The sequence below is a fragment of the Streptomyces sp. NPDC001816 genome (assembly GCF_042892235.1).
Lineage (GTDB): Bacteria > Actinomycetota > Actinomycetes > Streptomycetales > Streptomycetaceae > Streptomyces.
In genome coordinates this window covers 341,358-355,620 of the sequence record NZ_JBIATY010000007.1, presented here as the reverse complement: position 1 = coordinate 355,620, position 14,263 = coordinate 341,358, and the positions used below count along the sequence as shown (strand labels likewise).

Below are 14,263 nucleotides of genomic sequence, written 5' to 3'. Positions count from 1 at the left end.
TGCTTGTAGTCGTCCTTGTCGAACGTCGGCGGCCGCCCACCGCGCGATCCGCGCTTTGCGTGCGGGGGACCGGGGCTTCCTGCTCAAGGACACCGGGCCGGAACTGCTGGCACAGGCCGTGCGCTCGGCCGCCGACGGCGAGGCACTCATCGCGCCGAGCGTCACCGTGCGCCTGCTGCGGGCCTTCGCGGACCTGCCGACCGGACGGCCCGCCGCCCAGCCCGTCTCCCCGGTCACCACCCGCGAGGAGGAGGTACTCCTCGCCGTCGCCCGCGGGCTGACCAACACCGAGATCGCCGATGCCCTACACATCAGCCTGAGCACGGTGAAAACCCACCTGGCGAGCCTGATGGCCAAACTCGGCGCCCGCAACCGCGTGGAAATCGCGATGTGGGCCTACGAGACCCGCACGATCATCCCCGGAACCTGACCGGCCGCCTGCTCTGGCGCCCGCTCGAACAGGTCCCGGGGCGGGGATCGTTGGGCGGCGGCGAGGGGATGGGCCGTCCCGGTGGCCGTTGGTGATCTTGCGGACGTGTCGCGTTGCCGGTCGGGACTTCGCCTGGTCCACTGGCCGCCAAGTCCCCATCAGGGCGATCGACGCCAATGCGCATGTGAACATGGAGGCTTCATGTCCCGTCAGCTGTCACGTCCGAGGGCCCGGACCGGCCTTCGTATCACCACCGCCATGGGAGCCGTGTCCCTCGCCCTGGCCCTGAGTGTCGCCCAGCCGGTCGAAGCGTCCTCCGCCCCTGCGGCGGCGGGGCCCCGGATCGTGGACATCTCGTCGCTCAGCGAACTGCCCGCGCCCACGGACGCGAAGGTCCCCGCCTCGCGGAAGGCGTCGGACTGGATCATGTACCGCTACCAGAAGATCGCCAGCAAGGCGACGGGCCACCTGTGTCTCGACGCGGACGCCAGCACCCTCCCGAACAACGGGACCAAGGCGCAGCTGTGGGGCTGCAACGGCAACAACAACCAGGTCTGGTACTTCTCCGTCATCTCCAGGGGCTACTACTACGTGCAGACCGGCCAGGGCTTCCAGTGTCTCGACGCGGACGCCAACACGATTCCGAACAACGGGACCAGGGTGCAGCTCTGGGACTGCAACGGCAACAGCAATCAGGTGTGGTCCCCCTCGGGCAACTCTCTCGTGAACCGCGCGTCGGGCACGTGTCTCGACGCGGACGCCAACACCATCCCGAACTACGGGACGAAGATGCAGCTCTGGGGCTGCATCGCCGGCGCCGCCAACCAGGCGTGGTCGTACTACGGGTGACCGGGCGGTGGGCCGTTGCCGTCAGTGTCCTCGACGGCGGCCGGCTCCACGGATGACGCGTACGGACAGGCCCGGACCGGTGGGTGACATCAGCTCTCTCACTCGGTCCGGGTGAGTTCGCAGCGGCCGTGGCAGGTTCCGCCACTCGGGATCGCCCTGAGGGTGCGGCCATTCAATTGGTGTGCCTCCTCGATGACCTGTCCGGCACACTCGCAGCATGATCGGCAGAAGGACCACCCATCGCACCGCGGACGGCATCCGCGTACCCGGCACCTGGCGGCACGCCTTCATCTGCAACGGCGGCCACTACTACCTGACGGACCTGTTCATCTATGCCGACGGTCTCATCGACTGCTGGGGCCTGGTCACCATCGAGGAGTTCGAGGACAAGCTCCGCAGCGGCTGGGTCGCCACCAGTCTCCCGGACGGCGCCTCGGCGTCCGCGCACGACCTGGCCGGCTGGAATTTCAGTGAGCCACGCACCTGGCTCACGCCCGAGTTGCTGGTGGCCGAGGTCCGGGACACTCTCGACCAGCTGAACGGCCGTCCCGACTCCACGGCCCGGTGTCTCGCGGCGGTGGACGTCTTCCTGGCCGACCGGACCGAGGAGAACCGCGCCGCGGTCCGCGAAGCCTACCTGGCCATCCCGGCGTCACAGCGCCGCTACGCCCTCGGTGACATGGACCGCAAGGACGGGCCGTTGCAGGTCCTGGTGGCCGGTCCCGGCGGTCGCACGCAAAGCCTGCCCGACACACCTGTCACGCAGGAGGTGTACGACGAGGCCGTCTCCTACTTCGAGGAACGGGCTCGATGGATCGCGGAGCGGCCCTCTCGGATCCCGGCCGATGGACCGGCGACCTCGCACGCTCCTGCCTCGGTCAAGCTGAACCACTCGTATCCGCAAGAGCGAGTGGCCGACCCGGGTAGGCGTGGCCTGCGCAACGACTACCCTGCCCCGCTCGAGGTCGCGGAGGTCGCCTATCCGTCCGTCGCCCATGCCTACTGGGCCCTGTCGGTCGCCGACCCCGCGGTCCGGGACACGGTCGCGAGGGCGGACACGGGCGACGCGGCGCGTACGCTCGCCGCCGAGGCGCCGCGTCGAGAGGGCTGGGAACAGGCCCGTACCGCCGTCATGACGAACCTGCTGCGCGCCAAGTACGACCAACACCCCGACCTGGCCGAGATCCTTCTGGGAACCGGCGACGCGACCGTGATCTACGACGACGCGGACTCGTACTTCTGGGGCGACAACTCCGGCCGGGGCCGCAACTGGATGGGCCGGCTCCTGGAACTCGTACGCTCCGAACTGCACGCACGCCAGGTCCTGGGGCAGGCCGGGCCGGGCGGCCGGCCGCCCATGTTGTAGAACTGGCGCGACAGCGGGAGCGACGGTGGCGGTGGTCGACTGATGGACCGGGAACTGGCAGTGGCGACGGAACTCGCCGAGTGGGCCTCGGAACGGATCCGCCGGCCACGTGCCACGGGCGACGTGAGCGACGTACGGGAGAAGGCCACCCCGGCCGACATCGTGACGGACACGGACGAAGCGGTGGAGGCCCACGTCCGGGCCGTTCTGTGCCGCGAGTTCCCGGAGTACGCATCGAGGGCGAGGAGTACGGCGTCCACGAGGGTACGAAGGGGGCGCCGCACTGGGTGATCGACCCGGTGGACGGTACGACGAACTACGCGCACGGCATCGGCTGGTGCTCGTTCTCGCTGGGCCTGGCGAGCCCGCAGGGTGTCCCGTTGCTGGCTTGCCGGCCGATCCCTGGCGGCGGGAGATCTTCACGGCGACCCGCGGCGGCGGAGCGCACCTGAACGGCCGTCCGATCCGCGCAATCCTGCGCAAGCAGACCTCCCGGGGCGCCGACCAGATCTGGGAGGCCCGGCCCAAGTGGTCACGGGCCGAACTGCCGCCCGGCAAGCACGAGGTGACCGCCCTCGACGTCAACGGCGCCTATCTGTCCGCGCTCAAGACGCACCTGCCGCTCGGCCAGCTGGAGCGCTCCACCGGCAACCACCACGACCGCCGACGCGCTGGCGTCCACCTGATCACCCCGCCCACCTGGGAGCACGACGCCTACTTGCCCAACCCGATCGGCAGCCGGGACGAGTCGGGCCCGCTGTGGGTGACCGAGCCGACCCTGCGCCTGCTGCTCCGTCTCTCGGGCCCGAAGTACGGCTGTGCGACCCGCTGGAGATCCACGAGTCCCGGACCTTGAAGGACGCCCGGGAGCGGGCGATCGCCGAGGAAGACGAGGCCACGCTGGAGTACGTGAAGGCCATGTACTCGTAGTTCGTCTCCACGATGGGGGAGTCGAACTACAACCGGGAGCTGTACCGCACCGACTGGATGCACCTGATCCGCTCCCAGGCATTCGTGAACCTGTGGTGGAAGGCGCACCGGGCCTACGACGAGGGCCTGATGGTCGTCCGCGATGGGCACCGATGAACTGCGGTGAAGCGGGTTGAAACGGCCGTCAGCCAGCCACAATCAGGGCGATCCCGTACGCGGCGACCGCCAGGCACACGCAGAAGCACAACACCGCCACTGCGGTGCCGATCGGCCGGTTCGCACGGCGCGTCCGTTCCCCGTCGGTGCCGCCGGGCCAGGCGGCGATGCCGAGAGAAAACAGCACGACCGTGAGCAGCGTGATACCGAGGCTTACACCGAATACGCCGCCGAAGACACTCCAGTCGATGTCCATCCGTCGCCTCCCTCAGCCCGTGGACCGGGCGGCCGCTCCGCTCACGCCGCGGGGTTCTCCGCGTGCCGGGGCAGCGGAGCGGGCAGTTCATTGACGTTGTCTGCAGTCACGGGGCGGCGGCGCGACAAGGCCCAGAACCCGGCCGCCGAGCCGACGGCCGCGGCCGCCACCAGGGCCACACCGAAAGTGCCGTGATCTGCGATCCAGGCCGCGGCGCCGCCGACGGCCGCCGCTGCGGGCAGCGTCAGCACCCACGACAGGGCGATGCGCCCGGCCGTACCCCACCGCACCTGGGCCAATTTGCGCCCCAGGCCTGCGCCCAGGATGCTGCCGGTGCACACCTGCGTGGTCGAGAGCGGAAAGCCCATGTGGGAGGACGCGAGAATCACGGCCGTGGCGCTGGTCTCGGCCGCGAAGCCCTGTGGCGCTTCGATGTCGGTGAGGCCCTTGCCCATGGTGCGGATGATCCGCCAGCCACCCGTATACGTGCCGAGCGCGATCGCCAGACCGGCGGTGAGCACCACCCACCAGGGCGGCCCCGAGTCGTGGGGCAGTACCCCGGCGGAGATGAGAGCGAGAGTGATGACGCCCATGGTCTTCTGCGCGTCGTTGGTGCCGTGCGCCAGTGCGACCAGCGACGCCGAACCGACCTGTCCCCTGCGAAATCCCCTCCGTGCCTGATCAGGTGCCGTCCGCCCGGTGATGACGTACGCGAGGTAGGTCGCCAGCACGGCCACGACGCCGGCGACGACCGGCGAGAGGACGGCAGGGATCACGATCTTCTCCACGAGCACTCCGAACTGCACGGCGGAACCGCCGGCACCGACCCACACGGCACCGATCAGCCCCCCGAACAAAGCGTGCGACGAACTCGACGGCACCCCGGCGAACCAGGTCATCAGGTTCCAGAGGAGTGCGCCGACGAGACCCGCGAAGATCATGACCAGGGACACCTTCGAGTCGTCCACGATGCCGCCGGAGATGGTCTTCGCGACGGCCGTGGACAGGAATGCACCCGCAAGGTTGAGCACACCCGCGACCGCGACCGCGACGCGTGGTCTCAGGGCACCGGTGGCCACCGATGTCGCCATGGAATTGGCGGTGTCGTGGAACCCATTGGTGAAGTCGAAGGCCAGAGCTGTCAGAACGACGACGATGAGAAGGAACGAGACGGTACCCACTGGGAAACCTCACGAGGGATGGCCGGACCTCGCGCCTGCCGTGCGTGCCCGCCCGGACGCGCCTTGCCTTCCACGCTAAGCGGCGTTTCCGGAGCCCGCGACCTCGGAGCACACGACCGGGGGGACCGTCGGTATTCGGTCCGGATCACCGCTCGCACCGGGGGGCCAGTCACCCGGCGGCGGCCAGGCGGCGCCGAAGCTCCCCATGCGAGACGTCTTCCACGTGGGTCAGAAATACCCACATGTGGCCGAAAGGGTCCTTGAGGATGACGGTGCGGTCACCGTGGAACATGTCCTTCGGCGGCTGGACGATCTCAGCGCCGACGGCTTCTGCGCGCTCCGCCAAGCTGTCGACGTCCGGCACGAAGACATGCAGTGTGACGGACGTACCTCCGCCGAGCGAGGTCGGCGCGGCGAAGGAGGCAGCCCCCGCTTCGCCCGCGCCGGCGTCGCCCAGCATCAGGATCGACCGTCCGATGGTGATCTCGGCGTGCAGAATCCCGCCGCCCGGAGCATCGATCCTGAACTCCTCACGGGCGCCGAACGCCCGCTGGTAGAAACCGATCGCCGCGGCGGCGTCATCGACCATGATGTGCGGGATCACGGCATAGCGGTAGCGGTCGGGGATCTCGACATGGGCTGCGTACTCGGTCACGGCGAACCTCCTTGAAAGGCACCGCTGGTCGGTTCCTGCGGTTCTGGAAGGAACCTAAAAGCTCAAGTTTGGTTGAGGTCAATCGCTGATGTGGTCCATGGGCGGCCAGGGTCTACGACACCGTGCACCAGCTCGGTCGGGGAGTCGGGCGGCCGCGTCGTGCTGTCGGACCCACATGACAGGATCCACCGCATGGATCTTGCCACCGTGTTTGCAGACCTCGACCGGATTGCCTGGCCGGAACTCGACCATGCCTACGGTCCCGCCGATGATGTGCCCGGTTTGCTGCGCGTAGTGACAGGCGCGGACGAGGAGGCTGCGGCACAGGCCGAGCAGGAACTGTGTGGCAGCATCGTGCACCAGGGCACGGTGTACGAGGCCACGGTGGCGGCCGTCCCCTTTCTGGCCCGCTTGGCGGCGGCGGGGGTGCGCCGTGCGAACCTGCTCGGCATGCTGGGCGCCATCGCCGAGAGTGCGGACGAACACGGCCTGGACCAGCCGGGTGCGGCGCGTGCGGCTGTCGTCGCGCAACTGCCGCTGATGCTGCCCTTGCTGTCGGACTCCGACGCCGAGGTACGGCAGTGCGCGGCCTGGGCGGTGGCCCAGTGTGGGTCGGCGGCGAGGCCGGCCGGCTGGACGGTGTTGCGGCACCGCTGGGAGGTGGAAGCCGAACCGGTGGTGCGAGCGGACGTGCTCACCGCGTGCGTGCTGGTCGACCGGGACGCGTCCGAGGCACTGTGTACGGCCGGCCTGCGCGCGACAGAGCCCCCGCCGGTCCGTGTGGCAGCGCTTCTGGCCTGTGTGGAGACCGGTCGCCCGTGGGATGGGGAGCTGGCCGCTGTCGTGGCGGCGCTGTCGCCGCTGGGGCCGCACACGGCAGGCGGCCAGTGGCAACGGGAGCCGCTGCAGGCCCTCGCCGTTGACCTGTACGAGCGCGGCGATGCGGATGCGGCGATCGAGGTCGTCGTCTCGGCCCTGGATCGCGCGGTGGAGGCTCTGCGCGATGGCGCGGATGCCCGGACGGCGGTGGCGGAGGCGACCTGGGCGGCCGAGTCGCTCGCCCTGCGCTCCCGGACAGCCCCGGCGCGGCTCTTGCCGGCGATGCTGCCGCTGCTGAACACACCGGCCACCGCCGGCGCCGTCATCACCGCGGTGCGCGATTGGGGCGAGCCCGCCCCCAAGGCGGTCCCTGCACTGGCCCGTCTCGCTCAGGGGACGGACGAGTTGGCTGACCGCGCCTTGGCAGCCCTGGTGGCACTGGGCGCGCCCGAGGCGGCGGATCTCCTCGCACAACGGCTGGCGGACCGGCCACACGCTCTGAAAGCCGCCTTCCAGCTCACCCTGCAACGTCCTCCGGCGCCGCTGCCGTGCACTCCGGCGCTGCTCGACACCGTCCGCGCACGGCTGGCCGCGGCGACAGCCGACGCCATGACACCTCGCAAGCGTCAGTCACTGATGGCCGGCGGCCTCGCGACCGCCAACGAACCGGTGTATCTCGCCGGTCTCCTGGCCGGTTGGGGGCCTTCGGCTCGGGCCGCGATACCCGAGTTGACGGCCGCCCTGCCGCATCACGCCGTACCGGTCAGCCGTGCGCTCGCCACCGTCGCCGACGCACAGCTCGACCCCGACGCGGTCACCGCCCTGCGCGCCTGCGCCGGGGCCGGCCCCAGGTCGAACCGCCAGGCAGCCGCGACCGCGCTCCACACCCTGACGAACGACGCCGACCCCTTGATCGCCGTCCTGGGGCCGGCGCTCGCCGAGCAGAGCGGTACGCGCGACCAGTACGTCCAAGCCGCCGCCTCACTCGGCGAGCAGGCCCGCGCGCTCCTTCCCCAGCTCATGGCGCTGCTGTCCGAACCGGCGGAGACCCGAACGACCATCCCCGCCACCCGAGCCGGGTTGGCGGCGGCCGGTGCAGTATGGGAGCTGACCGGCGATCAGGCGCTCGTGCTGCCCATGGTCCTGGAGGGCCTGACCTGGGCCACCGATCCCTGGGGCCACCAGACCGCGAACCGCGCGGCCGAGGTCGCCACCCTCCTCGGGCCCGCCGCGCGGCCGGCCACCTCACACCTGCTGCCGATGCTCGACCGATCGGACATGACCGCGGCCGCCGCCCACGCACTGGTGGCCGCGCACCCGGGCAGTGACCGCCCCGCGGGCATCGCGCTCACCGACCTTGCCGACCGCATCCTCCAGTCAGTGGCTCCGGGCGCGACCCTGAACTCCGCACTGACCGCCCTGGAGGCCCTCGCCGCGCTCGGCCCCTCCGCATTCACCCCCACCCAACTCAACCGCGTGCGGACACTTGCCGACGGGGCACGCCGCATCGTGGGCTCGGGCATCCAGACCGAGATCATTCACAACGACTCGCAGTTCCGCGTCGTCGCCCGGCGCGTGCTGGCGGAACTGGCGCACTGAACGGCGCGCGCCGGCCTCTACCGCCGTGCGACCGACTGACGAGGGTCACATTGCACCTCGGGTCATCGGTGAAGCCCCGGTCAGATAGGCGTCCTTGTGGGATGAGGCGTCGGCAAATATCGTCCCGATGTATCAACTCGATATATCGGGGCGACACGAGGAGAAGCGATGAGATCGATCGACTACGACTCGGAGCAGCATCAGGACTATGCGCGCGGCCGCGCGCTCACCCAGCAGCAACTGCACGTATGGATGAGCGCCTTCGAAGCGGCGCTGCCCGAACCGCGTCCGCTGGCAGGGCTGGACGTCGGCTCAGGCACCGGCAGGTTCACCCCCGCGCTGGCACGAGCGTTCGGACCGGTCATCGGCGTCGAGCCGTCGGTGCGCATGCGCGAGGTTGCGCAAACGCAGTCCCAGCATCCCGCTGTGCGGTATCTCCCAGGCACCGCCGAGGAGATACCCGTGCCCTCCGACAGCGCCGACTACGCTCTCATGGCCTGGTCCTGGCACCACGTCCAGGACAAGCCCCGGGCGGCCCGGGAGCTGGCCAGGGTGCTCAGGACGGGAGGACGGCTGCTCCTGCGCACGAATTTCAGTGACCACCATCCGCGGCCGTGGTGGCTGGAGTACTTCCCCCGCGGTTACGAGGCCGACGCCTCGATATATCAGCCACTGCACGAAGTCATCGCGACGTTCACCTCGGTCGGCTGGCGCGTTGTCAGCTTCGGCACGGTCACCGAGCCGTCCTCGGGCACCCGCGGCGCCATGCTCGAACGGCTGCGCCTGCGCACCCTCTCGTTCTTCGCGCAGCTCAGTCCCGACGAGCTGGAGGCCGGCTTCCACCGACTGGAGCAGGCTGTCGCCGCAGATCCCGACGCCCCAGCGCCTGTGTTTGCTGAGCCGCTGCTCACGCTCGAACTGCGCTGACGCGGCGCCCTACCCAGCCTTCGGCAGCTCCTTCTCCAGTAGCGTGAAGGACTTGGGCGTCCCGCTCGGCTGCGGCTTGCCCTCCTTGCGGCCCACGGGGCGGTAACCGGCGTTCCGGTAATAGGCGTTGAGCTGTGCATTACCGGCCAAGCAGTCCAGGCGCACACATGTCCGTCCCACCGCAGCCACTCGCTGTTCCGCGGCGGTCAGCAGCAGCCTGCCCGTGCCGGGTGCGGCGACACCCCTGTCCACCATGAGGCGGTGCACGTATCCGGCCACGGGCGGCTGTGGACCCCAGGCGTCTTCGTCATCCCACCACAGCTCCCAGGCGCCGGCGATGCGCCCGCCGGCCTCCGCGAGCCAGACCTCGCCGTGTGCCATGACCCGGCGGAAGTGATCCTCGTCCAACTCTCCCGGCAGCCACTGCCCGGTGATGTCGCGGGCGAGCATCCAGCGTGCAGCCTCGTCACGGAGGCGGACGAGGGCAGCCAAGTCGGCTTCGGAGGCAGAGCGAATACGTAGATCATTCACCCAGGGATCTTCGCACGTCCGTCCGACGACGGCCGCTGCCACGTCCCCGCATCCACGTTCCCGGCCGCATGGAGACCATCGTCGTCCCCTGCCTCAACACTCACCCGTGGCAGCGACTCTGGGGCCTGCCGCAGCGGTGATCCGTACGATCAATCGATGTGATCACTCGATCGTGAGTTCTTCCGCTCCCGCTCCCGGCCTGGCGCGATGCTCGGAGAGGTGGCGCGTGACCGGCGCCGTCCGTACGTGCTGTGGGTGGGGGAGAGCATGACACGAGAATCAGAATCAGAATCGGGACGGCGCAGGAGCCTGGACGAACAGGCGGTGCTGCTGGCGGCTGGGCTCGCCGATCTGGCCGTGAGCACGCTGGATTCGGCCATGGGAACGGTGCGGGGCCTGCTGCGCCGCTCGGACGCCGCGGAGTTGGCGGCGCAGGCGGAGCAGGACCTCATCGCACGTGGGCGCCTGGTGCTGGACCGGTACGCGGCCGTACCCCCGGCCCACCTGGAGATCCTCGCCCGGCACGCCCTGGCTCGACGAGCGGCGGACGATGTCTGACCGCTGGGAGCCGGCGGTGTTCAAAACCCGCGTCGACGAGGTGCTGCATCGGTTCGTCGCCCAGGAGGCCGACCAGTTCGCCGCCGTCGATCCGCTGCTGGGCCCGGTGGCGGATCAGCTCGAAGCTGCGGTCGCCGACGGCAAACGGCTGCGGGCAGCGTTCTGCTACTGGGGCTGGCGTGGGGTGGGGCAGCCGGACAGCGACGCGCTGGTGCGGGCGGCGGCGTCCATGGAGCTGGTGCATGCCGCAGCGGTCGTGCACGACGACCTGATCGACGACAGCCCGCTGCGGCACGGGCGCCCCACCGCACACGTCGCCCTGCGCGGTGCCGTACGGCACCGTCCGCACGCCGATGCCGCCGCGCGGTCGCTGGCGATGCTGGTGGGAGACCTGCTGACGGCGCTGGCCGGGCAGTTGTTCGCCACCAGCGGTCTGCCGGCCGCCTACCTCGCCCGGGCCCGCCCGTTGTGGGCGGTGATGGCCCGGGAACTGATCGCGGGGGAGTGCCTCGAAATCCTGCGCACCGGAGTCGGCCCGGACACCCAGGCGTCCCTGAAGGTGATTCGGTACAAGACCGCCAAGTACACCGTCGAGCAACCCCTGCTGATCGGTGGCGCCCTGGCCGGGGCCGGTGAGCGGCTGCGCGAGGGCTACTCCGCGTACGGGCTGCCGCTGGGCGAGGCATTCCAGCTTCGCGATGACCTGCTCGGCCTGTTCGGAGACCCGGAACGCACCGGCAAGGCCGGCACCGACGACGTGCGAGGACACCGGCCCACCGCCCTGCTGGCAGAGACCTGGCGCCTCGCCGACGACAACGACCGTGAACGGCTGCGCACCCTGCTGGGCCGCCCCGACCTGGACGCGGCTGCGCTGGACACCGTCCGCGAGGTGATGCGCCGACTGAAGGCACCCGACCGCATCGAGGCCCTGATCGGCGCACGGGTCGAGGAGGCCCTGGGCGCTCTGCACGAGCTGGACGTACCGGCGCACGCCGCCGGCGCGCTGACCTCGCTGGCGCAGTCAGCCGCGAACCGCCTGTCCTGACCGGCGCACCGCCGCCGTACACCCCCCGCCGACCTGAGCCGGCCCCAGCTCGTCCCGCCCCTCCCGCCGCTCGCGGACGATCCCGCGAAAGACAAGGAGCCCCTTCATGACCTACACCGAAGCATCGATGGACGCCCTGCGGGACGCCGGTGACGCACTCGCCGACGCCACCGTCGCCGCGCTCTTCGAACGCGGCGAGGTGGGCACTTTCAACACCTTGATGCGCTACGTCTCCACGGCAGGCGCTCCGCTCCCGGACGGGCTGCCCGACGTCGCCCGGGACTACCTCGAGGCCACTCGTGTCCCGCCGGCCTGGGTGGACTGGGCCGAGATGGAGAAGGCCCGGCTGTTCTTCATCGACAACAACGTGCACATCTCCACCGCCCTGTCCTTCGCCTCGATGCCCGCCTGCTACGTCGTCCCGCACGTGGCGAAGCTGCTGTCCGCCACCCACGGGCTGAGGTACCCGTCCAAGCGGATGGCGGAGACGGGCCAGTTCACCGTCTACCTGATGCAGCCCGACGCCTTCGAAGCCGGCAGCCGCTTCATCCCCGCCGCACAGAAGGTCCGCCTCCTGCACGCCTCCATCCGCCACCACCTCAGGCGCGAGAACCGGTGGGACACCGGCCTGCTCGGCACGCCGATCAACCAGGAGGACATGATCGGCGGGCAGATGTTCTTCTCCATGCTCGTGCTGGACAGCCTGCACCGCCTCGGCATCCACATGTCACAGGAGGGTGCGGAGGCCTACTACTACGCCTGGCGCGTCGTCGGCGCCATGCTCGGCGTCGACCAGGACGCCGTCCCCAAGACCCTCGACGAGGCCCGCCACTTCCTCGACCGGTACATGATCCGGCACATGGGCCCCTCCGAGGAGGGCGCCCACCTGACCCGGCAACTCATCGACCTCTACGAAGAGGTGGTACCCGGCACCTTCTTCGACCCGATCGTCTCCGCCCTGATCCGCTACCTCGTCGGCGACACCTGCGCCGACTGGCTCCGCGTACCGCACACACCCTGGGACACCGTCGTCAAGGCCGTACCCCATCTCCTCGGCGTCCTGGAGACCATCGAGGACCGCTCCCCGCTCGGCGCCTGGGCCCTGGACCGTCTCGGCCACCTCACCACCGTGTTCGAGCTGTCCTCCCTCACCCGCGGACGCATCATGCACTACGCCATCCCCGAACAGCTCAAGAAGGACTACGGCATCTCCAGCACGACGCCCCGCACCCACCGGTGGACCCCACCGGCCGTCACAGTCTCTTGATCACCTCGGTGCTCGCGTGAGCCCTGCACCGCGTGGGGTGCCAGGCCCCGATGGAGCTGAGTACCGTCGTACGAGCTGTTCACGCACAGTTCACCGCACAACCATCGGCCGATGCCGTGTGTCTCACAGTCGAATCTCACCCGCGTGCGCTCGCGCCTCGCCACCGCTCGCGTATCAAGGAGGAACCGTGGGCATCCGCAGACCGGCCGTCACAACCGCCGCAGCCGCCGCGCTGATCGGGGCGTTCACCGTGCCGCTCGCCGGGGACACGGCGTTCGCCGGGGAGGGCGCCACCACCGTGCGCGAGGACTTCAACGGCGACGGCTACCAGGACCTCGCCGTCGCCGCCCCCGCAGCCACGGTGGGCGGCCACTCCTGGGCGGGCTACGTCGCGATCAGCTACGGCTCCGCGAACGGCCTCGGCCCGGCCCGTACCACGATCATCACCCAGGACACCCCGGGCGTGCCCGGCACCTCCGGCGACAACCACGGCTTCGGCTACGAGCTGAACCCCCGAGACCTGGACGGCGACGGCCTCACCGACCTGGCAGTGGCGACGAACGAACACCAGCCGGCGAACAACATCAGCGGTTCCGTGATCATCCTCTGGGGCAGCGCAACGGGCATCTCCGGCAAGGGCGCGGTCCGCGTCCCCGCACCCGCGAACGCGTTCGCCGGCGAGGACATCACCGCCGGCGACTTCGACGGCGACGGACATACGGACCTCTTCATGCGCAACGCCGAGGACTTCGACGTCCGCGCAGTGCTCTACGGCCCCTTCGGCCGGACCGGGTCACCAGCGCACGAGCAGCAACTGATCGCGTTCAGCACCGACAACACGATCTGCTCCACCGCGGCAGGCGACTTCAACGGCGACGGCATCGACGACCTCGCCACCTTCTACGTCTACGAGGACCACGCCGAGGGCGGCAAGCTGTGGCTCGGCACACGACAGGGTCTGTCCACCGTCCCACAACGGCTGCCCTCCGCGAACACCACCGCCGTAGGCGACTTCGACAAGGACGGCTACGCCGACCTCGCCACCCGGGTCTTCCCGAACGGTGAAACGTATCTGGAGGACGACCCGGGCACGATCAAGATCTACTACGGCTCGTCGGCCGGGCCCAGCACGACCCGTACGAAGACGATCACGCAGGAGACCCCAGGCGTGCCCGGCGTGAGCGAGAAGGGCGACCAGTTCGGGGCACGGCTGAGCGCGGGCGACATGAACGGCGACGGATACGCGGACCTGGCCGTGGGCGACCCGGGCGAGGCGATCGGCTCGGTGGCGAAGGCCGGCTCGGTGGTGCTGCTCAAGGGCGGCAGGGGCGGCCTCACCGGCACGGGCGCGCAGGCGTTCCACCAGAACACACCTAGTGTGCCGGGGAGCGTCGAGAAGGGCGACCTCTTCGGCGGCTCGGTACGGCTGCTGGACGTGACCGGCGACGGCAAGGCGGACCTGGCCGCGGGCGCGCCGGGGGAGGACCTGGGCCGGGTCACGAACGGCGGCGCAGTGTGGCTGCTACGCGGCACGGCTTCCGGCCTGACGGTTTCGAAGGCCTTCGCGGAGAACCCGGCGGATCTGGGGGCGCAGACGGCAGGGGCGCAGTTCGGAAGGAACCTGGGCGGGGACAACGGGCCGGCGCTGGTGATTCCGTAGGTCCGGTCGCTCCGCCCGTTCCTCAACGGTAGTT

Annotated in this window: 14 protein-coding genes and 2 pseudogenes; 12 read left to right on the top strand and 4 right to left on the bottom strand. The window is 70.0% G+C overall.

The window, feature by feature from the left end:
- Positions 1-52: 52 nt before the first annotated feature.
- The 6 genes and pseudogenes from ACFYZZ_RS26615 to ACFYZZ_RS26590 all read left to right on the top strand — a co-directional run.
- A pseudogene (locus ACFYZZ_RS26615) lies at positions 53-430 on the top strand (LuxR C-terminal-related transcriptional regulator); the annotation flags it as partial.
- 258 nt (positions 431-688) lie between these two features.
- A complete protein-coding gene (locus tag ACFYZZ_RS26610; protein WP_389180666.1) occupies positions 689-1,279 on the top strand; it encodes an RICIN domain-containing protein in 591 nt (196 codons plus the stop codon).
- Between the two features lie 217 nt (positions 1,280-1,496).
- On the top strand, positions 1,497-2,645 hold the full coding sequence (locus ACFYZZ_RS26605) for an NADAR family protein (RefSeq protein WP_389180663.1): 1,149 nt from the start codon (positions 1,497-1,499) through the stop codon (positions 2,643-2,645).
- Positions 2,646-2,687: 42 nt separating this feature from the next.
- The gene (locus ACFYZZ_RS26600) at positions 2,688-2,936 is read left to right on the top strand and encodes a hypothetical protein (RefSeq protein ID WP_389181006.1); all 249 of its coding nucleotides are present in this window, start codon (positions 2,688-2,690) and stop codon (positions 2,934-2,936) included.
- Complete coding sequence (locus ACFYZZ_RS26595) at positions 2,855-3,097, top strand: inositol monophosphatase family protein (protein WP_389180660.1); 243 nt, start codon at positions 2,855-2,857, stop codon at positions 3,095-3,097. Before ACFYZZ_RS26600 ends, ACFYZZ_RS26595 begins: the two co-directional genes overlap by 82 nt.
- Positions 3,098-3,117: 20 nt before the next feature.
- Positions 3,118-3,735 (top strand): annotated as a pseudogene (locus ACFYZZ_RS26590) (transcriptional regulator); the annotation flags it as partial.
- A gap of 24 nt (positions 3,736-3,759) precedes the next feature.
- On the opposite strand, the gene ACFYZZ_RS26585 reads toward ACFYZZ_RS26590, so the two are convergent.
- The 3 genes from ACFYZZ_RS26585 to ACFYZZ_RS26575 all read right to left on the bottom strand — a co-directional run bounded on the left by ACFYZZ_RS26585 (position 3,760) and on the right by ACFYZZ_RS26575 (position 5,823).
- Positions 3,760-3,987 carry a hypothetical protein gene (locus ACFYZZ_RS26585; RefSeq protein WP_389180657.1) on the bottom strand — a complete coding sequence of 76 codons (228 nt, stop codon included), beginning with the start codon at positions 3,985-3,987 and terminating at the stop codon, positions 3,760-3,762.
- A 41-nt stretch (positions 3,988-4,028) separates the two neighbouring features.
- The gene (locus ACFYZZ_RS26580) at positions 4,029-5,168 is read right to left on the bottom strand and encodes an anion permease (RefSeq protein WP_389180654.1); all 1,140 of its coding nucleotides are present in this window, start codon (positions 5,166-5,168) and stop codon (positions 4,029-4,031) included.
- A gap of 169 nt (positions 5,169-5,337) precedes the next feature.
- Entirely contained in the window at positions 5,338-5,823 is a 486-nt protein-coding gene (locus tag ACFYZZ_RS26575; RefSeq protein WP_389180651.1) for a VOC family protein, read from the bottom strand.
- Positions 5,824-6,015: 192 nt separating this feature from the next.
- Here ACFYZZ_RS26575 and ACFYZZ_RS26570 point away from each other — a divergent pair, with 192 nt between their 5' ends.
- A complete protein-coding gene (locus ACFYZZ_RS26570) occupies positions 6,016-8,241 on the top strand; it encodes a hypothetical protein (protein ID WP_389180648.1) in 2,226 nt (741 codons plus the stop codon).
- Positions 8,242-8,409: 168 nt separating this feature from the next.
- Positions 8,410-9,168 carry a class I SAM-dependent methyltransferase gene (locus ACFYZZ_RS26565; protein WP_389180646.1) on the top strand — a complete coding sequence of 253 codons (759 nt, stop codon included), beginning with the start codon at positions 8,410-8,412 and terminating at the stop codon, positions 9,166-9,168.
- Between the two features lie 9 nt (positions 9,169-9,177).
- Here the strand turns inward: ACFYZZ_RS26565 and ACFYZZ_RS26560 are convergent, their stop codons facing one another.
- Positions 9,178-9,699 carry a GNAT family N-acetyltransferase gene (locus ACFYZZ_RS26560; protein WP_389180644.1) on the bottom strand — a complete coding sequence of 174 codons (522 nt, stop codon included), beginning with the start codon at positions 9,697-9,699 and terminating at the stop codon, positions 9,178-9,180.
- Between the two features lie 267 nt (positions 9,700-9,966).
- Here ACFYZZ_RS26560 and ACFYZZ_RS26555 point away from each other — a divergent pair, with 267 nt between their 5' ends.
- The 4 genes from ACFYZZ_RS26555 to ACFYZZ_RS26540 all read left to right on the top strand — a co-directional run bounded on the left by ACFYZZ_RS26555 (position 9,967) and on the right by ACFYZZ_RS26540 (position 14,229).
- Positions 9,967-10,257: a polyprenyl synthetase gene (locus ACFYZZ_RS26555; RefSeq protein WP_389180641.1), complete on the top strand. Its 291-nt coding sequence runs from the start codon at positions 9,967-9,969 to the stop codon at positions 10,255-10,257.
- Positions 10,250-11,302, top strand: a complete 1,053-nt coding sequence (locus ACFYZZ_RS26550; protein ID WP_389180638.1) for a polyprenyl synthetase family protein — start codon at positions 10,250-10,252, stop codon at positions 11,300-11,302. The genes ACFYZZ_RS26555 and ACFYZZ_RS26550 overlap by 8 nt, the downstream gene beginning before the upstream one ends.
- A gap of 106 nt (positions 11,303-11,408) precedes the next feature.
- Positions 11,409-12,569 (top strand): oxygenase MpaB family protein, encoded by a 1,161-nt coding sequence (locus ACFYZZ_RS26545; protein WP_389180636.1) that lies wholly within the window; start codon positions 11,409-11,411, stop codon positions 12,567-12,569.
- A gap of 187 nt (positions 12,570-12,756) precedes the next feature.
- Positions 12,757-14,229, top strand: coding sequence for an FG-GAP-like repeat-containing protein (locus ACFYZZ_RS26540; RefSeq protein WP_389180633.1), 1,473 nt, complete (start codon positions 12,757-12,759; stop codon positions 14,227-14,229).
- Positions 14,230-14,263: the final 34 nt, after the last annotated feature.